General features: G+C 61.5%; 20 protein-coding genes. 7 read left to right on the top strand and 13 right to left on the bottom strand.

The features are described 5' to 3' along the window. Positions 1-233: 233 nt before the first annotated feature. The 8 genes from ACFRFQ_RS08720 to ACFRFQ_RS08685 form a co-directional block, all read right to left on the bottom strand. Entirely contained in the window at positions 234-2,318 is a 2,085-nt protein-coding gene (locus ACFRFQ_RS08720; protein ID WP_378655715.1) for a condensation domain-containing protein, read from the bottom strand. 150 nt (positions 2,319-2,468) lie between these two features. Further along, positions 2,469-2,891, bottom strand: a complete 423-nt coding sequence (locus ACFRFQ_RS08715) for a metal-sulfur cluster assembly factor (protein WP_033232097.1) — start codon at positions 2,889-2,891, stop codon at positions 2,469-2,471. Then, positions 2,888-3,367 (bottom strand): Fe-S cluster assembly sulfur transfer protein SufU, encoded by a 480-nt coding sequence (gene sufU, locus ACFRFQ_RS08710; RefSeq protein WP_378655711.1) that lies wholly within the window; start codon positions 3,365-3,367, stop codon positions 2,888-2,890. The genes ACFRFQ_RS08715 and sufU overlap by 4 nt, the downstream gene beginning before the upstream one ends. Positions 3,368-3,370: 3 nt before the next feature. Further along, the gene (locus ACFRFQ_RS08705; RefSeq protein WP_378655709.1) at positions 3,371-4,636 is read right to left on the bottom strand and encodes a cysteine desulfurase; all 1,266 of its coding nucleotides are present in this window, start codon (positions 4,634-4,636) and stop codon (positions 3,371-3,373) included. A 5-nt stretch (positions 4,637-4,641) separates the two neighbouring features. Then, complete coding sequence (gene sufC / locus ACFRFQ_RS08700; protein ID WP_378655706.1) at positions 4,642-5,478, bottom strand: Fe-S cluster assembly ATPase SufC; 837 nt, start codon at positions 5,476-5,478, stop codon at positions 4,642-4,644. Positions 5,479-5,511: 33 nt separating this feature from the next. Continuing rightward, on the bottom strand, positions 5,512-6,750 hold the full coding sequence (gene sufD / locus ACFRFQ_RS08695) for a Fe-S cluster assembly protein SufD (protein WP_378655703.1): 1,239 nt from the start codon (positions 6,748-6,750) through the stop codon (positions 5,512-5,514). Next, positions 6,750-8,210, bottom strand: a complete 1,461-nt coding sequence (sufB, locus tag ACFRFQ_RS08690) for a Fe-S cluster assembly protein SufB (RefSeq protein WP_138868533.1) — start codon at positions 8,208-8,210, stop codon at positions 6,750-6,752. Before sufB ends, sufD begins: the two co-directional genes overlap by 1 nt. A gap of 129 nt (positions 8,211-8,339) precedes the next feature. Continuing rightward, a complete protein-coding gene (locus ACFRFQ_RS08685) occupies positions 8,340-9,005 on the bottom strand; it encodes a helix-turn-helix transcriptional regulator (protein ID WP_378656302.1) in 666 nt (221 codons plus the stop codon). A gap of 210 nt (positions 9,006-9,215) precedes the next feature. On the opposite strand from ACFRFQ_RS08685, the gene mptB reads away from it, so the two are divergent. From mptB to ACFRFQ_RS08665, 4 genes are read left to right on the top strand one after another with little or no spacing between them, the layout of a single operon-like run. Continuing rightward, positions 9,216-10,970 carry a polyprenol phosphomannose-dependent alpha 1,6 mannosyltransferase MptB gene (gene mptB, locus ACFRFQ_RS08680; RefSeq protein WP_378655700.1) on the top strand — a complete coding sequence of 585 codons (1,755 nt, stop codon included), beginning with the start codon at positions 9,216-9,218 and terminating at the stop codon, positions 10,968-10,970. Continuing rightward, positions 10,967-11,911, top strand: coding sequence for an ABC transporter ATP-binding protein (locus tag ACFRFQ_RS08675; protein WP_378655697.1), 945 nt, complete (start codon positions 10,967-10,969; stop codon positions 11,909-11,911). The genes mptB and ACFRFQ_RS08675 overlap by 4 nt, the downstream gene beginning before the upstream one ends. Continuing rightward, entirely contained in the window at positions 11,908-12,765 is an 858-nt protein-coding gene (locus tag ACFRFQ_RS08670; RefSeq protein ID WP_378655694.1) for an ABC transporter permease, read from the top strand. Before ACFRFQ_RS08675 ends, ACFRFQ_RS08670 begins: the two co-directional genes overlap by 4 nt. Positions 12,766-12,812: 47 nt before the next feature. Beyond that, the gene (locus tag ACFRFQ_RS08665; RefSeq protein ID WP_378656300.1) at positions 12,813-14,210 is read left to right on the top strand and encodes a hypothetical protein; all 1,398 of its coding nucleotides are present in this window, start codon (positions 12,813-12,815) and stop codon (positions 14,208-14,210) included. A gap of 63 nt (positions 14,211-14,273) precedes the next feature. Here ACFRFQ_RS08665 and ACFRFQ_RS08660 read toward each other — a convergent pair whose 3' ends face one another. After that, positions 14,274-14,576 carry a hypothetical protein gene (locus ACFRFQ_RS08660; RefSeq protein WP_378655691.1) on the bottom strand — a complete coding sequence of 101 codons (303 nt, stop codon included), beginning with the start codon at positions 14,574-14,576 and terminating at the stop codon, positions 14,274-14,276. Positions 14,577-15,429: 853 nt separating this feature from the next. Beyond that, the gene (lexA, locus tag ACFRFQ_RS08655) at positions 15,430-16,089 is read right to left on the bottom strand and encodes a transcriptional repressor LexA (RefSeq protein ID WP_378655688.1); all 660 of its coding nucleotides are present in this window, start codon (positions 16,087-16,089) and stop codon (positions 15,430-15,432) included. Between the two features lie 187 nt (positions 16,090-16,276). Between lexA and ACFRFQ_RS08650 the strand changes: the two genes are divergently transcribed. Next, positions 16,277-17,269 (top strand): heme A synthase, encoded by a 993-nt coding sequence (locus tag ACFRFQ_RS08650; protein WP_378655685.1) that lies wholly within the window; start codon positions 16,277-16,279, stop codon positions 17,267-17,269. 14 nt (positions 17,270-17,283) lie between these two features. Here ACFRFQ_RS08650 and ACFRFQ_RS08645 read toward each other — a convergent pair whose 3' ends face one another. After that, positions 17,284-17,763, bottom strand: a complete 480-nt coding sequence (locus ACFRFQ_RS08645) for a DUF4188 domain-containing protein (protein ID WP_378655683.1) — start codon at positions 17,761-17,763, stop codon at positions 17,284-17,286. A 97-nt stretch (positions 17,764-17,860) separates the two neighbouring features. On the opposite strand from ACFRFQ_RS08645, the gene ACFRFQ_RS08640 reads away from it, so the two are divergent. Continuing rightward, positions 17,861-18,490, top strand: coding sequence for a MerR family transcriptional regulator (locus ACFRFQ_RS08640; RefSeq protein ID WP_378655680.1), 630 nt, complete (start codon positions 17,861-17,863; stop codon positions 18,488-18,490). A gap of 58 nt (positions 18,491-18,548) precedes the next feature. On the opposite strand, the gene ACFRFQ_RS08635 is transcribed toward ACFRFQ_RS08640, so the two are convergent. Further along, a complete protein-coding gene (locus tag ACFRFQ_RS08635) occupies positions 18,549-18,917 on the bottom strand; it encodes a hypothetical protein (RefSeq protein WP_138868523.1) in 369 nt (122 codons plus the stop codon). A gap of 83 nt (positions 18,918-19,000) precedes the next feature. On the opposite strand from ACFRFQ_RS08635, the gene ACFRFQ_RS08630 reads away from it, so the two are divergent. Continuing rightward, positions 19,001-19,966 (top strand): quinone oxidoreductase, encoded by a 966-nt coding sequence (locus ACFRFQ_RS08630; protein ID WP_138868522.1) that lies wholly within the window; start codon positions 19,001-19,003, stop codon positions 19,964-19,966. Positions 19,967-20,022: 56 nt separating this feature from the next. Here ACFRFQ_RS08630 and ACFRFQ_RS08625 read toward each other — a convergent pair whose 3' ends face one another. After that, entirely contained in the window at positions 20,023-21,006 is a 984-nt protein-coding gene (locus tag ACFRFQ_RS08625) for a heme o synthase (RefSeq protein WP_378655676.1), read from the bottom strand. Positions 21,007-21,065: the final 59 nt, after the last annotated feature.

Genomic DNA, 21,065 nt, shown 5'->3' with positions numbered 1-21,065 from the left:
AAATGCCGAAAGCTGACAAATTGCCCACTTGAGATCTCATCGTGACAATCCGCCGCGGCGTTACCACACAGAGATACGAGAGAGGATCACAAATGCGGCAAAACAGGACTATCGTCCTGCATATAATGGCTAAAAGTCGACCATCAAACAAACTGGCGGGTCAGATACTTGAAATCCACGGCTCGATACCTTGGCCACAATGATGTGAAAACTGACCGTACAAAGATCAAACCTCACAGGTCGTGATGCGCCAAATCCACGGTCCCGAGCGCCGCGGCCGAATCTTCGACCATTGCACGGAGTATCCGCGCAAACCCGACGGCAAGGTCACGGGCCTGCTTCGACGGAGCAATGCAGTCCACATAGCCGACCGCGCGGGCGTTTCCCGTTCGAGTCGGCAGCGCGAAATACAGTTCCGGCATTTCGGCAAGTTCGAATCCGACAGGTAGCCCGCCCATCACGGCCCGGAACCGCGGGTGTGTGTCCATCGGCGTCTGTGCGAACACCAGTGTCCTGAACAGCGGCCCGTAATCGAGTGAACGATGCGCATCCAGTGCAGCCGCCACCGAGGACAGCCGGATATCCGCGTGAATCAACGCGTCGACAACGGCGTCGTCGGTACGCTCGATCAACCGGGTCAGACTCTCCGCGGTATCGATGCTCGAACGAAGTACCACGTGATGGGCGTACATCGAGGCGAAGTTGTCCGGGCTCGGCGCACCATACCCTCGTAGCGGGATCCCGATCGAGACTTCCGACGACGAACTGCGTCGACGCAACAAACCGGCGACGGCTGCGTGATACAGCACGAACATGCTCGTGCACATCGATGCTGCCAGCGATTCGAGTCCTCGAAACAGCTGCGGGGAAATGACGATCGGTGCCGACGAGCGCTCTCCTGTGCCGGCGGGTATCAAACCCAATGCCGGCACAGGAGTGGACAGCGCCTCACGCCAATACATCAAGTTACGGGCCTGCAACCCGACTGGATCTTCTGTCGCGTCGGCTCGCGGATCGACGTCGGCCACGTGGGTCGCTTCGTCACCGGAACTGATCATTGTGAGAAATTCGAGAAAACTGCGGTGGTGCCCGGTGAGTGTTGCCTCGGGGTACAGATCAGGATGCGCGGCAAAATCGACCTGAATCCCGCTCGTTTCGGAGAGCACGGACAGCGTGACCTCGAGATCGTCCACTGGTCCGACGGACGCAACCTGCAGCTCACCCAGCGCGTCACCAAGAGTGATTCCAGATGGAAACAAATTCAGCGTCAAAGTCGGTGCATGGAGCGATTGTTGGTCGCGGAATCGCCGGTGGCGAAGCGCGCCCACCAGTTCGACTTTGACTGCCCGCACCAATTCGCCCACTCTGCAATGCGGATCGATCATCACGCGCAGCGGGACGATATTCGACGTGCCGGCACCGGCCACTCGAGCCGTCGACGAGGTGGGCGCCGGCATGGGGATTCGAAGAACAACGTCGTCAGAGCCCGTCAGGCGTCCGAGGTACAGGGCAAAAGATGCGATGAGCACCGTGGACAGGCTCACGCTCTCGGCTTCGGCAATGCTCTCCAGAGAGACAATGACATGTCGCGGAACAGTTCCGGATCGGACGCTCGGCAACGCTACCGCGGTCGCGGTTTCGGCAGCCAGCGACGTCCGGACCGGCGCGCCCGCAAGCGTTGCGTCCCAGTACTTCTGATCCTGGCTCCAGCGCTTCGACACCCGGTACGCGACCTCGGTGTCCACCGTCGGGCGAGGCAATTCTGCGGGATCGGGAGTCGAATTCGCTGCGAGAGCGGTGTAGATCTCGGCCGCTCGAATCATCATCGACCGCGCACCGGCAACATCGAGCGCGATCCGATGCGCTCGGACATACCAATACCAGTGCTCGTCGGCGAGAACGAGAACGGCCCACCGTGCCAGTTGATCAGTGGACGGATTCATCGGATCAGCCGATTCGCTCTGCATCCAGTTCCGGGCCGCGGTGCCCGGATCCGCCTCGGCCCGCAGGTCGAGAATTTCGAACGAATTCGAGCCCCGCTGGTCGATGTGACTCAAGACGACATTCTGCGTCTCCAGCAGCGACTGGCATCCGAATTCACGGCTTGCCAGTGAACTCGCCGCTTTCAGGGCCGCGAGATCCAGCTTTCCTGTGGCGTCGACGTAGTGGCTGACGGTAAGTGGCACGTCGGGTCGCGACTGCTGCGCATCGAGAAGTTCCTGCTGCTGCGGCGAAAGCACGCTGAGTTGGCCTTGACGAGGTGACCGGCGATCACGCGAGGTTCCGAGTGCTTGTCGCCTACCGGAGCTGCCTTTCACGCGGATCTCCCTTTGGGATGTTCGGTACGAAAGCGGCAAAATGCCTACGGTGGTAAACATCGCGCGAACGCATAACTCCGTTACCGGACAACGCCGAACGCCGGCACCTTGATCAGGTACCGGCGTTCGGCGGAGAAAAGTATCAGTAACTCAAACGGTGAAACCCAACGCGCGAAGCTGTTCGCGTCCGTCTTCGGTGATCTTGTCCGGGCCCCACGGCGGCAGCCAGACCCAGTTGATCTTCATGTCGGTACACAGATCGCTGCGAACCAACGCGCCACGTGCCTGATCTTCGATCACATCGGTCAGCGGGCAGGCCGCGGACGTCAGCGTCATGTCGATCGTGACAACGCCGTCGTCCTCGAAGATCCCGTACACAAGACCGAGGTCGACGACATTGATTCCCAGTTCGGGGTCGACGACGTCGCGCATCGCTTCTTCGAGCTCGTCGAGCCGCTCCGGCGAAGGGAGCGTCCCGGAACCCTGCGCGCCACCGAATTCCGCAGTGGAATCAGGATTCGGGTTCACCGGAGCGGTGGCCTCGGACTCCTGTGTTGCTTGTGTCTCGGTCATGATCCCTGTCCTCTAGTCGTATCGACCAAATCACTGCTGCCATCCACAATCTGGACAACTGCATCCTTGAACGCCATCCAGCCGAGCAACGCGCACTTCACACGTGCCGGGTACTTCGAAACCCCCACAAAGGCAATCCCGTCGCCGAGAACGTCTTCGTCGCCCTCGATCTTGCCGCGGCTGCTCACCATCTCGTTGAAAGCAGCCACGGTCTCGAGCGCGTCCGTGACCTTCATACCGATGACAAGGTCGTTGAGCACCGACGTCGACGCCTGGCTGATCGAACAACCTTGACCGTCGTACGACACATCAGCGACAGTGCCGTCGTCGGCGATGTGCACGCGCAGCGTTACTTCGTCGCCGCAGGTCGGATTGACGTGATGAACCTCGGCGCCGAACGGCTCACGCAGGCCACGGCCATGCGGATGTTTGTAGTGATCGAGAATCACTTCCTGATACATCTGCTCCATACGCATGACTCAGTTCAACTCCCCTGCGACACCGAAAAATTCCTGAGCCCGTTTGATCGCTGCAACGAGCACGTCGATCTCCTCAGCGGTGTTGTAGAGAGCAAACGACGCTCGGGCCGTAGCCGCAACCCCGAGACGGCGGTGCAGTGGCCAGGCGCAGTGGTGGCCGACGCGGATGGCTACACCCTCGTCGTCGAGAACCTGACCGAGATCGTGGGCATGGATGCCGTCGACGACAAACGAGATTGCACCACCACGGTTTTCGGCGGTTTGCGGACCCACGATGCGTAGGCCGTCGATTGCCGAGAGCTTCTCGAGTGCCACTTCGATCAGTGCATGCTCATGTGCGGCAATGGCATCCATCCCGAACTCGTTCAGGTAACGCACCGCAGCACCGAGACCGACTACCTGCGAGACCATCTGCGTGCCTGCCTCGAACCGCTGTGGCGCCGGCGCATACGTGCTGGCCTCCATCGTGACGGTTTCGATCATCGACCCACCCGTGACGAACGGAGGCATCGCGGCAAGTAATGCGGCCTTGCCGTACAGAACACCGATGCCCGTGGGGCCGAGCATCTTATGACCCGAGAAGGCTGCGTAGTCGACATCGAGTGCATGGAAGTCCACTGCCATGTGCGGAACCGACTGGCACGCATCGAGTACCACAAGAGCGCCGACCGCGCGGGCCCGACGAACCAATTCCTCGACGGGAGCGATCGCCCCCGTCACGTTGGACTGATGCGTGAAAGCAACAACCTTGACGGCGTCGGTCAGCTCGAGCGAATCGAGGTCGATCCGACCGTCGTCCGTGACGCCGTACCACTTCAACGTCGCGCCGGTGCGCCGCGCAAGTTCCTGCCACGGAACAAGATTGGCGTGATGCTCGAGTTCGGTGATGACGATCTCGTCGCCGGGACCGACGTGCCGATCGAACCGGCTGTCACCGAGAACGTACGTCACCAGGTTCAGAGCTTCGGTGGCGTTCTTGGTGAATACGAGTTCGTCGGAGTCCGCCCCGACGAACTCCGCGATCAGTGCTCGTGCGTCCTCGTAAGCGTCGGTGGCCTCTTCTGCCAGCTGGTGAGCACCTCGGTGAACCGCCGCGTTGCACGTGGTGAGAAATTCCCGCTCGGCATCGAGTACCTGGAGGGGCCGTTGCGACGTGGCACCGGAATCCAAGTACACCAAGGGCTTTCCGTCGCGCACGGTACGTCCCAGGATCGGGAAATCCTTCCGGATCCTGGTGACATCGAGCTCGCGCACCGAGGTGGTCATCGCGCTTATGCTCCTTGCGTTACTGAAGCGTCTGTAGTTGCTGAAGCGTCCGCGGTGAAACGAACGTAGCCGTTGGTCTCGAGCTCGTCGGCCAATTCCGGTCCGCCGGACTCGACGATGCGGCCGCCGACGAAGACGTGCACAAAATCGGGAGCGATGTAGCGCAGGATGCGCGTGTAGTGCGTGATCAGCAGAACGCCGCCGTTCTCGCGCTCCTTGTAGCGGTTGACGCCCTCGGAGACGGTACGCAGTGCGTCGACGTCGAGACCGGAGTCGGTCTCGTCGAGGATCGCGATCTTCGGCTTGAGCATGCCCAGCTGAAGGATCTCGTGGCGCTTCTTCTCGCCGCCGGAGAAGCCTTCGTTGACGGAACGCTCGATGAACGCGGGATCGATTTCGAGCTCGTTGAGTGCTTCCTTGACTTCCTTGACCCAGTGGCGGAGCTTGGGGGCCTCGCCGCGCACTGCGGTAGCGGCGGTGCGCAGGAAGTTGGACATGGAGACGCCGGGAACCTCGACGGGGTACTGCATCGCCAGGAACAGTCCGGCGCGAGCGCGCTCGTCGACGCTCATCTCGAGGACGTTTTCACCGTTGAGGGTGATGGAACCTGAGGTGACCTGGTACTTGGGGTGACCCGCGATGGCGTACGACAGCGTCGACTTGCCCGAGCCGTTGGGGCCCATGATCGCGTGGGTCTCGCCGGAGCGGACCGTCAGGTCAACGCCCTTGAGGATCTGGATGGGCTCAGCGTTGGCGTCGCTGTTGGCAACCTCGACGTGCAGGTCGCGAACCTCGAGGACCGAGTTGGCGTTTTCCGTGGTGTTGTTGTCACTGGTAGACATGAAATTCCTTCAAGATGAGAAGTAGCTGGGCGGTCAGGAGCCGACAGCTGCGAGTTCGGCTTCGACCGCAGCTTCAAGGCGATCGCGCACCTCGGGAACAGCGATCTTGTTGATGATTTCGTGGAAGAACCCACGTACGACCAGACGACGCGCCTGATCCTCCGGGATACCGCGAGCACGAAGGTAGAACAACTGCTCGTCGTCGAAACGTCCCGTAGCGCTGGCGTGTCCGGCTCCGACGATCTCGCCGGTCTCGATCTCGAGGTTCGGCACCGAGTCGGCGCGGGCACCATCGGTGAGGACCAGGTTGCGGTTGAGTTCGAAGGTGTCGGTTCCTTCGGCTGCCGCACGAATCAGGACGTCGCCGATCCACACGGTGTGCGCATCGGGCTTGCTCGAATTCGGATCGCCCTGCAGTGCGCCCTTGTAGACCACGTTCGACTTGCAGTTGGGCTGGCTGTGATCCACGAGCAGACGCTGTTCCAGGTGCTGTCCGTCGTCAGCGAAGTACACGCCGAGCAGTTCGGCGTCGCCGCCCGGTCCGTCGTACTTCACCGTTGCCGAGAGACGAACGAGGTCGCCGCCCAGGCTGATCGACGTGTGGCGAAGGACTGCGTCGCGGTTCAGACGAGCGTGATGCGACGTGACGTGCACGGCGTCCTCGGCCCAATCCTGAACTGCGACGACGGTCAGGTGCGCACTGTCGCCGAGAACGAATTCGACGTTCTCCGCGAAGGTTCCGCTGCCGCGCTGATCGAGAACGACAGTTGCCTTGGCGAACTGTGCCAGACGAATCTGGGTGTGGCCGTAGGCAACTGTGTCGCTGCCTGCGCCTGTCATCGTGACGACGACGGGCTTCTCGACCTCGACCTCGGCACCAACCGAAATGACGGTAGCGGACTCGAAGCTCGAGTATGCCTGCGCTGCAATACGATCGGCGGGAACGCCGGCCTTGCCGAGGCGCTCGTCGTCGCGACCGACGGTCTCGACGGTGACATCGCCACCGGCTTCGACGTCGACGGTGATCTGAGCGTTGGCAACAGCGCTGCCGTCATGCAATCCGCGAAGACGACGCAGCGGGGTGAACCGCCAGATCTCGTCACGTCCGCCGGGAACCTCGAATGCATTGACGTCGAACGAGGAGAACTGCTCGCCCTTGTTCGTGATGGGCGAGCCGGTGGCTGCACCCTTTACCGGAGCGGTCGGGTTCTCCCCGGCTACAGCTCCGATGACACCCGTGGTGTTTCCAACTGCACTGTCTGGCGTGGTCACTAACCCACAGCCCCTTCCATCTGAAGTTCGATAAGGCGGTTGAGCTCGAGCGCGTACTCCATCGGAAGTTCCTTCGCGATGGGCTCGACGAATCCACGCACGATGGTGGCCATGGCCTCGTCCTCGGTCAGTCCGCGGCTCATCAGGTAGAACAGCTGATCGTCGCTGACCTTGGAGACGGTGGCCTCGTGGCCCATCGTGACGTCGTCCTCGCGGATGTCGACGTACGGGTAGGTGTCGCTGCGGCTGATCTGATCAACGAGCAGAGCGTCACACTTGACGGTGGACTTGGAACCGTGGGCACCCTTGTTGACCTGCACCAGACCGCGATACGACGCGCGTCCACCGCCACGGGCGACGGACTTGCTGATAATGGTGGACGACGTGTGCGGAGCCAGGTGGAGCATCTTGGCGCCGGTGTCCTGGTGCTGTCCCTCGCCCGAGAATGCGACGGAGAGAACCTCACCGCGGGCGTACTCGCCCATCAGCCATACGGCCGGGTACTTCATGGTGACCTTGGAACCGATGTTGCCGTCGATCCACTCCATGGATCCGCCCGCTTCGACCTTGGTGCGCTTGGTGACCAGGTTGTAGACGTTGTTGGACCAGTTCTGGATGGTCGTGTAGCGGCAGTGGCCGCCCTTCTTCACGATGATCTCGACAACTGCCGAGTGCAGTGAATCGGACTTGTAGATCGGCGCGGTGCAACCTTCGACGTAGTGCACGGAGGCATCTTCGTCGACGATGATCAGGGTGCGCTCGAACTGACCCATGTTCTCGGTGTTGATGCGGAAGTACGCCTGCAGCGGGATGTCCACGTGGACTCCCGGCGGAACGTAGATGAACGAGCCACCGGACCACACAGCGGTGTTCAGTGCCGAGAACTTGTTGTCGCCGGCCGGGATGACCGATCCGAAGTACTCCTTGAACAGCTCCGGGTGCTGCTTGAGACCGGTGTCCGTGTCGAGGAAGATGACGCCCTGCTGCTCGAGATCCTCACGGATCGAGTGGTAGACGACCTCGGACTCGTACTGAGCTGCAACACCGGCAACGAGACGCTGCTTCTCCGCCTCGGGGATGCCGAGCTTGTCGTACGTGTTCTTGATGTCCTCGGGCAGGTCTTCCCACGACTCGGCCTGCTTCTCGCTCGAGCGCACGAAGTACTTGATGTTGTCGAAGTGGATACCTTCGAGGTCGCTGCCCCAGTTCGGCATCGGCTTCTTGTCGAAGGTACGCAGAGCCTTGAGACGGATGTCGAGCATCCACTCCGGCTCGCTCTTCTTCGCGGAAATATCCCGCACGACAGCCTCGGAGAGTCCGCGCTGTGCGCTGGCTCCGGCTACGTCGGAATCGGACCAGCCGTAGCCGTAGTGACCGAGGGACGCGATGGCCTCTTCCTGCGAGAGCGGCTCGGTGCCTGCAGCTGCAGTGGTAGTCGCCTGGTCTGATGTGACGGTCATGCGAGCTCCTTCCGGAGTCTTGTTTCTTGACGGCTGCTCCGCCGCGACGAGGGCTGAATTCGACGCGAGGAGCAATTCTGACTGTGAAGAACTATCGAAAATCTTTGGGAACTAACGGATCAGGAGGTTTCATCTACTCCCGTTCGATACGAGGGGAACGTGTGTGGTGCATGCGCAGTCACCGTTCGCGATGGTGGCCAATCGCTGGACGTGTGTGCCGAGCAATTGACGGAACGCTTCCTGTTCCGCGTCACACAGTTCCGGAAACTCCTCTGCCACATGGGACACCGGGCAGTGGTGCTGGCAGATCTGCACGCCGTTACCCACCGGCCTGGTCGACGCCGCAAATCCAGCGGCACTGAAAGCATCGGCGATGGCATCTGCCGTCTCCGCCACGCCGCCGAGGTCGGCAGGATCTGCCGGTTCGACATCTCCCACAATTGCCTGGACTCGACGCTTGGCGAACTCCTCGATAGCCGCGTCGCCACCGATTTCGCGGAGTTGGCGCATTGCCGCCCCGGCAAGATCGTCGTACGCGTGACCGAGACGGCCGCGTCCCGTGGCAGTGATCTGAAATTGTTTGGCCGGACGCCCGCGTCCACGCTGACGGAGCGACGACGCGGATGCGGCGCGGGCTTCACCGGACTCGATCAATGCGTCCAGGTGACGCCTGACACCGGCAGCACTCAAACCGAGTCGCGTGCCGATTTCGGAGGCCGTAATGGGTCCCTCTTCGAGGAGAAGTTTGACCACCGCTGCCCGAGTCTGGCCTTCACCGCCCACCGCTACCGGCATTACGACAGGACTCTGCGAGGCAGCTGCAGTGGACTGACCTGCATCTTCCTTGCATTGAGTGCGAGTCGCATTTCTTTTCACAACACAAGTGTGACGGAATTCTTTTCGCAGGTCTACTAAGGGCAACCTGCATTACATTCGGGAATAGTCGGACTGCCCGCATTGTTCACAGTTGTCCGAGCCCCTCTCGCGAGCCGCTAGGCTTCCTGGGTGCCGAAGACCCCCACGCAGAAGACGACCGCGCGCTCGACCCGCGCGATCCTGCTGGACAAGCCGAAACATCTTGTCCTCTCCACCCTCGGTGTCCGGCCGTTCGGATCCACGCCCCGCCAATCCGTGGTGGCGACGCTTCACGGCGACGAGGACGAGCGTCCCGGCCTGAACGAGAAGGAGACCGCTCAGCTCCGCGGGATCAGACGTTTCGGAGCGACAGGCACCGTACTCATGGCAGTCGGCGCACTGGGCGCAGGCGCCCAGCCCGTACTTCAGAATCCGACGGCCGGGCTACGGGTGCTGAGCTTGCCCGGACGGATGCCGACAGTTTCGTTGACGATGACGATGACCGGAACTGTTCTGGTCGTCCTCGCCTGGCTGATGCTGGGCCGATTTGCTGTCGGCGATCTGCGCAGTCGCGCCGGCGCGCCACGACGCATGAGCAGATCACAACTGGACCGCACGCTGTTGCTGTGGATTCTGCCGCTGAGTGTCGCCCCACCGATGTTCAGCCGCGATGTGTATTCGTATCTGGCGCAGAGCGAGATCGCGGCACGTGGCCTCGATCCTTATCTCATCGGACCCAAAGCCGCACTCGGTGTCGATCACGTGCTCACTCGGACCGTTCCCACGATCTGGCGTGACACACCGGCCCCGTACGGGCCGTTCTTCCTGTGGCTGGGACGCGGCATCAGCTCGCTGACCGGCGACAACATCGTTGCCGGGATATTCCTTCATCGCCTGCTCGTTCTCGTCGGCGTTGCGTTGATCGTGTGGGCATTGCCCCGATTGGCCAAGCGGTGCGGTGTCTCTGCGGTCAGCTCCCTGTGGCTCGGCGCTGCCAATCCCCTGCTGCTGTTCCACCTGGTAGCCGGAATTCACAACGAAGCCCTGATGCTCGGCCTCATGCTCGCCGGGATCGAGGTGGCGCTGCGAGCAGTCGAAGGCGCGGGCCCCATCCGTGGGCGCTCGTTGGCTCTGCTGATGGCCGGCTCCGGCCTGATCGCCTTGTCGGCGACCGTCAAGATTCCGTCACTGCTTGCGCTCGGATTTGTCGGAGTGGCCTTGGCCCGCAGATGGGGAGGGACCTGGAAATCCTTTTTCTCGGCTGCCCTGCTGTTGGCCACCGTCACGGTTGTCGTGATCGGCTTCATCAGCGTCGCCAGCGGACTGGGCATGGGATGGGTCAACACACTCAATACTGCGACGGTCGTGCGCAGTTGGATGTCGATACCCACAATTTTGGGCGTCGGCACCGGACTGGTCGGCGTGCTTCTCGGACTCGGCGACCACACAACGGCGATTCTCACCATCACCCGCCCGATCGCATATCTGGTCGCGGTACTGATCACGGCCAGAATGATGGTCTCCGCCTACATGGGACGCATCCATCCCGTCGGCGGACTCGGAATCGCCCTCGGCGCGATCGTTCTCCTCTTCCCCGTTGTCCAACCGTGGTACCTGCTCTGGGCGATACTCCCCCTGGCTGCTTGGGCGACGGCTCCGATATTCCGAGTACCTGCCGTGGTCTTCACATCGATCGTGAGCGTCATGCTCATGTCGAACGGCGCCGAGTACCTGCCATTCATGATCGTCCAAGCTGTCGTCGCGACGATCGTCACCGCGTGCGCCCTGATCTACCTCACTCGGAATTCGCTGCCCTGGCGCAGCGAGAAACCAGTAGCGGAGATCACGAAAACCAGACCAGTGGACGAAGGCAACTCTGCCGGGGCTTACGCTGATTCTCCGTGACCTCGAGTGCAACAAGATCGTCGACGCCTGCCGTGCGGATAGAAGGCGTCGTAAAATCGTTTGACGGTGTTCGTGCCGTGGACGGTATCGATCTCACCGTTGAAACCGCGCAGGTCGTTGCCCTTCTCGGCCCTAATGGTGCTGGTAAGACCACTACGGTCGAGATGTGCGAGGGTTTCGTCACCCCCGATTCCGGGACGGTCCGAGTGCTCGGACTGGACCCGATCGCCGATTCCGGCGAGGTTCGTGCGCGGATCGGCGTGATGCTCCAGGGCGGCGGCGCGTACCCCGGTTCCAAAGCCGGCGAAATGCTCGACCTCGTTGCTTCGTACTCCGCTGATCCGCTCGATCCCACCTGGCTTTTGTCCAAGCTCGGGTTGACCGAAGCTCGCCGAACACCGTATCGACGCCTTTCCGGTGGCCAGCAGCAACGTCTGTCGTTGGCGTGTGCCCTGGTGAGCCGACCGGAACTGGTCTTCCTCGACGAACCGACCGCAGGCCTCGACGCCCAGGCTCGCTTGCTCGTGTGGGAGTTGATCGATGCACTACGCCGCGACGGTGTCAGCATTCTCCTGACCACACACCTCATGGACGAGGCAGAAGCGCTTGCCGACGAGTTGGTCATCATCGACCACGGCCGCATCGTCGCTTCCGGCACTCCCGCCGAAGTCACCAGCAAGGGAGCTGAAGGTCAGTTGCGACTGACCACGGTGTCCGGGCTGAGTGTCGATTCACTGGCCATGTCCCTCGCCGGCGGATTCCGAGTGAGCGAATCCAATCCGGGGACATACTTGATCGAAGGCTCGATCGAACCGGCAACGGTGGCAACGGTGGCGTCGTGGTGCGCTGAACAAAATGTCCTGATCAATGATATTCGCGTCGATCAACGTAGTTTGGAAGACGTCTTCCTCGAATTGACGGGTCGTGATCTGCGAGGATGACGGGAAACAAGGTCGTGAACAGAGCCGTGTCGAATAGCCAGAGCAACGCTTCGGCGAACAGCGCCCGGGACCGACGGTTGGCAGACAATCGCTTCGAGCCCGGTACGTTCGCCCCCGATCCTCGCCCGAACTCTGCCACGAAAATGATGGCCGCCCAGACCAAGCTCGAATTGACATTATTGCTGCGCAACGGCGAGCAGTTACTGCTCACGATGCTGATTCCCATCACGCTCTTGATCGGACTGTCACTTCTCCCTCTGGGCGATTTGGGCGATTCCAGGGTCAGCAGGGTTTTGCCCGGCGTCATGATGGTCGCTGTGATGTCGACCGGTTTCACCGGGCAAGCTATTGCCGTGGGCTTCGACCGGCGATACGGCGCCCTCAAACGCCTCGGCGCCACACCACTTCCACGGTGGGGAATCATCGCCGGCAAAAGCGCCGCCGTCATCATCGTCGTGGCACTGCAATCAGTCCTCCTCGGCCTGATCTCTCTGGCTTTGGGATGGCGCCCGACGCTGACAGAACTCGCGATCGGCGCGGTGGTCATCGCTCTGGGTACCGTCACCTTCACGGCGCTCGGACTGCTTCTCGGCGGCACCTTGCGCGCGGAAATTGTTCTGGCACTTGCGAATGTCCTGTGGTTCGTCATGGCCGGCATCGGCAGCGTGGGACTGATCAGCGAAGACATCCCCAGCGCCTTGCACACCTTGGTGCGCCTGGTTCCGTCCGGCGCCTTGGCCCACGCACTCGACGCTGCCCTCGCGTCCTCGATGGACTGGTTCTCGATCCTCGTCCTGCTTATCTGGGCTGCAATCGGCGGAGCCTGCGCCGCACGGTGGTTCAAATTCACGTGAGCATCACACGGAAGGCACTCCGAGTACTCGGCACAACCGGTGCGCTGATGCTGCTGGCTGCCGTTCCATCGACCGCGGCATTGCCGACAGCGGGCCCGTTGGCACCGGCCAACCCCTACCTCGGCCCGGTCGGTACCGCGACGATGCACGGCGATGCGGGTTCGTCCGACGTCACTCCCCTCCCCGGCCCTGGCATCGAACCTCACGAGGTCACTGCATTTCCCCTGATGTCCGCGTGCCCCACGATCCTTCAAGGTTCCGACGGCCTGATCGTCTCGCTCTGCACCACCATGCTCGGTCAGATCCCGACAATCCACCTCATCGATCCCAAGGCTGACGCGTCACCGTTCGGCCGATCCATCGCACAACTGCCTCTGGCGAAAGGCAGCCTGCTCGGTGGTGTGTACGCATACCTCGACCACGAGAACCGTCTGGTTGCCGTCGACGGCAACCGTCAACTTGTTCGCATCGCTCATGCTCAGAACCCCGACGGCACCTGGCGACTGGAACTCTCCGATGCCATAGACCTCTCCGGCGTCGTCGCAGCCGACGACAATGTCACCGGCCTGGCACCGGACTGGACCGGCAATGTCTGGTTCGCAACAGGGCACGGCACGGTCGGTGTTGTCGGCACCGATCGAATCGCTCACACGATCACCCTCCCCGAAGGCGAACAAGTTCAGAACAGTATTTCCACCTCGCCCACGGGAACGGCCGTCGCGACCACTCACGCGCTGTATCAACTGAGCCGCAAGGGTGACGCTATTGCCATCGATTGGCGTCAGCCTTACGACCGCGGCCCCGCAAGGAACCCCGGCCAGTTGAGTTGGGGCACCGGATCCACGCCCACATACTTCGGACCGTCGACGGGCAGTGATTTTGTCACGATCGTCGACAACGCTCACCCCACCGTCAGCGTTCGGGTCTTTCGGTCCGATACCGGAGCCGAGGTGTGCTCCCAACCTGTCCTGACCGCAGCCGGCAAGGATGGCTCACCGAGCGGTAGTGAGAACTCCCCCATCGCGATCGGCCACTCCATCTACGTAGCCGGCACCTACGGCTATCCGTATCCCGCCATGCCGGAAGGCGCCGGACCGGCGGTTCCCGCCACCGCACCCTTCAATGGTGGAATGACCCGCGTCGACATCGATCCCGTTGGCTGTCACGTTGTGTGGGACAACACGATTCGAAGCTCCGCAGTCCCGCATCTGTCCACGGCCGACGGCAACATCTACACAGTGACACGAGACGGCGCAGCCGCCACGACGCCTCTCGACGGTTACTCTTTTTCCGTCATCGACTCGAAGGACGGAACCCAGATCGGGTCCACCACGATGCCCGCCACCGTGGTGCACGACACCCTGCAGATGTCGGCTCTCATCACCGCGTCGGGTGAATATTTCCAGGGAACGATCTCCGGAATTGTGCGCGTTCGCGCGTACTGACCGAGTCGTTGGCACCTGCGTTTCCAAACGAAATAACACCTTCGGACCACTCCAGCCAGTGGATCACACTTGCGCAGCAGCGTCAGATTCATCCATTTCGAGCAGGGCTTCTACGGCAATGAGCCGGTCTGTTCCGGTCATCCCCAGCCCGGTCACCTCTTCATAGACATCAAGTAACTCCTGCGCTCGATGAACGGTTAGCGCCGCGTCCACTTCCACCGCATAGTTATCGGGATTCGGGCCGGAAGCCTCCGGGTCCGCTTCGCGTCCGACGACATTCCCCTGCACGTCAAACCAAAGACGCTCATTGACACCGAGGTTCTGCGATTCCTGTTCAATCCGTTCAGCCGCACTGATCTGTGCCATTTTCCCGATAACCCTTCGTTCAACTAACTCAGGAAACTCTACATTCCGGAGAATGCCAGGCATCCGACATCGAACTGCCGCACAACATCAGAAGCCTCGAGGAATGAAGAGGACTTGAGCCAACAGGCCTGATTGAAGGTGACAAGCAGCATTGTGACTGCCGCGACGCATCAGGTCCGAACGGGGCTACGTCCGTCGTGAGAGCGGTGGCGCCAGTACGCCGTCCAGGATCGCCCTCCGTCACCAGAACGCCCCGACGAGTCCGACCGCAGCGATCGAACTGCCCGTCAGCAGAACATTCCCTGCTGTCCCCGCGCCTTCGCTCCTCTCAGCGTCTGATTGCCGAGCGCATCGGGTACCCATCCCGAGATCATTGAGGGTTTTCGCGGTGCAGGATGTCCGGCAAGACTGACGAGAGGGATCATGATGGACTTTCCGCTAATCTGGTGGCTCATGCCCGCCGTACTCATTCCCGAAGACGTCCGGGTGTGGATTCTGAACAACGCTCCATGCTGGCTTGGTGGGTACTGCCGATAGATACGGAGGCGATGTTGAAATGTTGGATCTGGAACTATTCGTCGGCCCACCGTTTGCTGCCATAATCCGCATGGCAGTGGCATGGCTCCTCTCCATCGGAGTCCTCTGACGGGTGCGACAGATGACAGCCCGAAAAGTGCTCCGACTGTGCGGTTAGCTACTCAAGCAATTCGCGGGAACCCAAACGAAGTCGTGCATCCATCAATCGATTGCGAACTCCGCGATCGCCGAGAAATTGGGCATTTCGCGCCCGACCAGTGATCTCGTATGCACTCGGGCCGCTCACCATGGATAGACACCGCGCCAGATCTTCTACTCAGATACGCCGCATCACTGAAACCACTTTGCCGAGGATCGCTGCCTGATCACCATCAATGACTTTGTACGCCGAGTTTCGGGGCTCGAGATAAACGTGGCCGTTACGGCGCCTGAGAACCTTCACCGTGGCCTCACCGTCGATCATCGCAGCGACAATTTCGCCGGAATGGGCCTCGTCCTGGCGGCGCACCACAACAACGTCGCCGTCGCAGATCGCAGCGTCCACCATCGACTCGCCCCGCACCCGAAGCCCGAACACAGTTCCGGAGCCGACGAGTTCACGCGGGAGTTCCAAAACCTCGTCCGTGTGCTCCTCTGCGAGGATCGGTGCGCCGGCCGCGATATCGCCGACTACCGGCACCTCGACACTGTTGTTCGACGAACTCCCCTTGACTCCGACCAGGAATGGCCGCACGTCCAGTTGCCGAGCCATGGCCGTGCCTCTGCGGAGGAATCCCTTTTCCTCGAGACTCTTGAGGTGCTTGGATACCGATGACGTCGACCGCAGACCTACCGCGTCCGCAATTTGCCGGGTGCTCGGCGCGGATCCGTTCGTTGTCGCCCAGTCCCGGATCGTTGCGAGAATCTGCTGCTGGCGAAGCGGGAGGGTGGAGGCGTCAAGGCCACCGAACATGTCGAGTTCGTCGTAATCGGTCACTCGGGGAATCGTAGTGAGGGGTGCCGACAACCTTCTCCACTAGGGCGGTCGGCTGGCTGGCTGCCCCAACTACAGAGGGCAGACGCGGAGCGGGCTGCCCCAACTACGGAGGGCAGACGCGGAGCGGGCTGCCCCAACTACGGAGGGCAGACGCGGAGCGGGCTGCCCCAACTACGCTGCGTAGTTCATGGGGAACTACGATCGTGGCGTGGTGAATCGTGTGTATGCCGGATTTTTGAGCTTGGTAGATCGACTGCCTCTCCCCTCGTTGAAGACGCAGAAGATCATCGCGTTCATCGTGATCTTGACCCAGGGCGGTATTGCAGTCACCGGCGCGGTTGTGCGTGTGACTGCGTCGGGGCTGGGTTGCCCGACCTGGCCGCAGTGCTTCCCGGGCAGTTTTGTTCCGGTCGGCCACGGTGAGGTCGCGATCATCCATCAAGTGGTGGAGTTCGGAAACCGGCTGCTCACGTTTGTGGTCGTGATTGTCGCGGCTGCGATTGTTCTGGCTGTGACGCGTGCGCGTCGTCGCCGCGAGGTACTTGTGTACGCGTGGATGATTCCGCTCGGCACTGTCATTCAGGCAATCATCGGCGGAATCACCGTCCTCACGGGGTTGCTGTGGTGGACGGTTGCCATTCACTTGGTCGCGTCGATGTTGATGGTGTGGATCGCGACAGTCATGTACGCGAAGATCGCCGAGCCTGATGACGCGACCACTCTGATCGTGATGCCGAAACCGCTGCGCTGGCTCGCGGCGTTGAGCGGTGTGGCGCTTGCCGGCGTTCTGGTCGCGGGAACGCTCGTGACGGGTGCCGGGCCGCACGCGGGTGACAAGAGCCTCGACCGGACGGTTCCCCGCCTCGAGGTTGAGATCGTGACTTTGGTCCATCTGCATTCACAGCTGCTTGTCGGCTATCTGGCCTTGGTCGTCGGCCTGACATTCGGCCTGTACGCGGTCGGAACATCGGCGGCCGTCAAGAAGCGCTTGCACGTTCTGTTGGCCCTGATTGTCGCCCAGGCGTTGATCGGCGTTGTTCAGTACTTCACCGATGTACCGCAGATTCTCGTGATCTTGCATGTCGCGGGCGCGGGTCTGTGCACAGCGGCAACGGCTGCGGTGTGGGCAGCGGGAAAGATCAGGCAGGACGTTCCGGCGACATCGGCCGTGCCGGCCTGAAACTTTCCTGCCGGTCAGTCGAGCATCCGCTCCCGTGCGGTGTCGCGCCGCTTCCCCACCGGCACGGAGGCGGTGGCCTCGGCCAATCCCATGACGGGCATGTTCACGTACACCGACTCGTGCTGACCGCTGCCGACGCGGTAGGTCTCGTGATAAACACCCACGTCACCGCTTTTCCCGACGCTTCGGTTGAATGCTCTCCACGCCGGCAGATGTGGATCGTTCGGGTTCTTCGCGAATGCTTCGAGGTGATCGAAGCTTCGCCAGTACTGGATCACGGTTATCGTGCGCCCACCCCAGGACATCCGTGCTCCGAGCATGCCCTTATCCGGCGATCGCTGTAGTTCGCGGAGCATTCGAGGCATTGCCAGGAACGGCCCGAACCACTTGTGAATCTTCCAGAGTTTGTTGAATCTCATTCCGATGAGGAAGACGACAAAATCTCCGTCGGCGTCCGCGGTGTATCGGCCATTCCGCACTTGATATCCATTCATGAGAAGCCTCGCCTCGCAGTTTCATGCCCGTTATGGATAGCATCTCTATCCATAACGGATAGTGCTACTATCTCAGCGTGAAGTCAAGGGTAGAACTGTGAGGATCTCGGAGCTCAGCGCCCGAAGTGGAGTATCGATCGCTTCGATCAAGTACTACTTGCGCGAGGGTCTACTCACCAGTGGTCGACAATCAGCCACCAACCAGGCCGACTACGGCGAGTATCACGTGAGACGCCTGCGATTGATACGTTCCCTGATCGACATCGGAGGGCTGTCGATCTCGAAAGTGCGAGCCACTTTGGCCGCGATGGAAGACGAAACAACCCCGATACACGACGCATTCGGGGCGGTAATGCACGGCCTCGACGAAATTCCCACCGACAACCCGTCCGCCGATATCGGAGCAGCGTACGACGAGGTGCAGGCGTGGCTGAAGGCCAGGAATTGGAGAATTGAGGACGACGCTCCGGCCCCGTACCGACTCGCGGAACTCATCGCGACATTACGTCGGTTCGGTTTCCCCGCAGCACCAACGGATTTCGACGCGTCCGCAGACTTCGTCGACAGAACTGCCGAAGCCGAAGTTCACTACGCTCGATCGATGCCGGATCGCACTGCTGCTATCGAGACAATGCTCATCGGGACGGTGATCTACGAGCGAGCTCTAGTCGAAGTGCGGCGCCTCGCGCTGGAAGCTGCCAGTTTCAGGCTCGATAAAACCGACTAGACAAGCAGATTGCGGCGAGGTCCCACCTCAGGTGTGGGACTTCGGCGCAATCATCAACTCAGGCGCCGTTGCGGGCCTTCGGGAAGCGTGTCTGGTGGGCAACCCACCCGGCCATCTTCTTGAAGTGGCCGTCGGCCGGCGTGACGACGCTCGTCAGTTCGCGTTCCCACTCGGCGACGGTGACGTTGTCGAAAGACGCGACCACAGCGTTTGCCGTAGCCAGATCCTTGACCACCTGGTCACCGAGAATGCCGTCGGCACCCACGAGGGTGATGCGCACGCCGACAATGCCGACCGGCTGAATCACAGCACTGGCGGAGCCGCCGTGTTCGGCGACGAACTTGGTGATCGCTTTGACCGTCGACTTCGGAAGTTCCGGCGCGGTCGCGGACGGTGTGGCGTCCGACTTCTCGGTATCGGTGCTCATAGCTCGACAATACTGGTCGGTAGTCCGCAGGCAACATGAGGCATGGGCTGAGTCTTCGAGGCCTCAGGTGTAGAACAGAAAAGATGCGAGCCATCCATGTTTCCGAGACCGGCGGACCAGACGTCCTAACACTGTCCGAACAACCCGAACCCACGATCGGTGCACACGATCTGCTCGTCCGCACCGACGCTATCGGCGTCAACTTCATCGACACCTATTTCAGAATGGGAATGTACGCACGCGATCTCCCCTACATCCCGGGCGACGAGGGAACCGGAATCGTCGAGGCAGTCGGCTCCGAGGTTACGGAGTTCGCCGTCGGCGAGCGGGTTGCATGGGCGGCGGCAACCGCAAGTTATGCCGAAAAGGTGGCTGTTTCGTCCACTGTCGCAGTAAAAGTTCCCGATGGTGTTCCTGCCTCCGTCGCTGCATCAGCGCTCCTGCAGGGAATGACCGCGCATTACCTCTCCACATCGACCTACCCGATCCAAGCGGGTGACACTGTTCTCGTACACGCCGGTGCCGGCGGCGTCGGACTGATCCTCACGCAGATGGCGGTGACTCTCGGCGCTCGGGTCATCACGACGGTCTCGTCGGATGCCAAAGAGCAGCTGTCCCGCGAGGCGGGTGCGTCGGAAGTTCTGCGGTACGAGGACGACATCGCGGCCCGGGTACGTGAGCTGACCGGCGGCGAAGGTGTCGCTGTGGCCTACGACGGGGTGGGGGCCACGACGTTCGATGCAAGTCTTGCGTCAGTGCGAATCCGCGGGACCGTCGCTTTGTTCGGCGCCGCCAGTGGCGCAGTGCCACCGGTTGATCCGCAACGACTCAACAGCTCGGGTTCACTGTTCCTGACGCGACCGACCCTGGCTCATTACATTCGCACGCCCGAGGAGCTGCGTTGGCGAGCCGGAGACGTCTTCGATGCCGTCGCTGCGGGCACCTTGAAAATTCGGGTCGGCGCGCAGTATCCGTTGGCAGACGCCGCCCAGGCTCATCGAGATCTGGAAGGCCGGGCGACTACGGGATCGATAGTGCTGATCCCCTAGCTATGTGCTGTGCGCCTTGATTAACCGCGGGCGGTTAATCAAGGCGCACAGCAGAATCAGCTGAACATTTCGCTGATCGTCTGCAGTCCCAGCACCGAGTCGATAGCCAGACCGACAAACAGCACAGACAGGTAATTGTTGGACTGCAGGAACAGCTTGAGGGGCTTGACCTCAGCGCCGCCGCGCACTCCGCGGTACAGCTGGTGTGCGAGAAGCAGGAACCAGGCACCGGCCAGCACAGCAACGATCGCGTAGACGAGGCCGGCTGCGGGAACGAGGATCAAGCTCGTGACAACCATTGCCCAGCTGTAGAACAAGATCTGCTTGGTGACGTGCTCTTCGGTCGCGATGACCGGGAGCATCGGAACGCCGGCTGCCTTGTAGTCCTCTTTGTAACGCATGGCGAGAGCCCACGTGTGGGGCGGCGTCCAGAAGAAGATGATCAGGAACAGAACAAACGGTTCCCAGCTGAGTGAACCGGTGACGGCAGCCCAACCGACCAAGACGGGCATGCAACCGGCAGCGCCACCCCAGACGACGTTCTGCCACGTACGACGCTTGAGCACCATGGTGTAGATCAGGACGTAGAACGCGATGGTGACGACAACGAGGAAACCGGCCAGCAGGTTGGCGCGCCACCACAGCCACAGGAACGACGCCAGTCCGAGCACAAGGCCGAAGACCAGCGCGTTGCGCGTCGGGACGGCTTCACGGGCCAGCGGACGCTTGGCCGTGCGCTTCATGACCTTGTCGATATCCGCGTCGACAACACAGTTGAGGGAGTTCGCGCTCGCAGCGCCCATCCATCCACCGAAGAGGGTGCTCAGCACCAGCCACAGGTCGACGTTTCCGCGATCTGCCATGAGCATCGCCGGAATTGTTGCCACCAGTAGCAATTCGATGACTCGCGGCTTCGTGAGCGCGATGTACGCCAGAACCTTTCCCAAAGCGCGACCCAGAACGGTGTTCTGATTGGTCGCCCGTGGGGCTGCTCCGGGGCTGCCGAAGCCATGTCCGCTCGGCTGTTGCCCTGTCCGCACGTTCTCTCCTTGCACCACGCGTTACCGCACTATCTCTTCACGACACACTGCTGACACTT

Source organism: Rhodococcus sp. NPDC056743 (genome assembly GCF_042790355.1).
Lineage (GTDB): Bacteria > Actinomycetota > Actinomycetes > Mycobacteriales > Mycobacteriaceae > Rhodococcus_F.
This window is presented reverse-complemented; position numbering and strand designations above follow the sequence as displayed.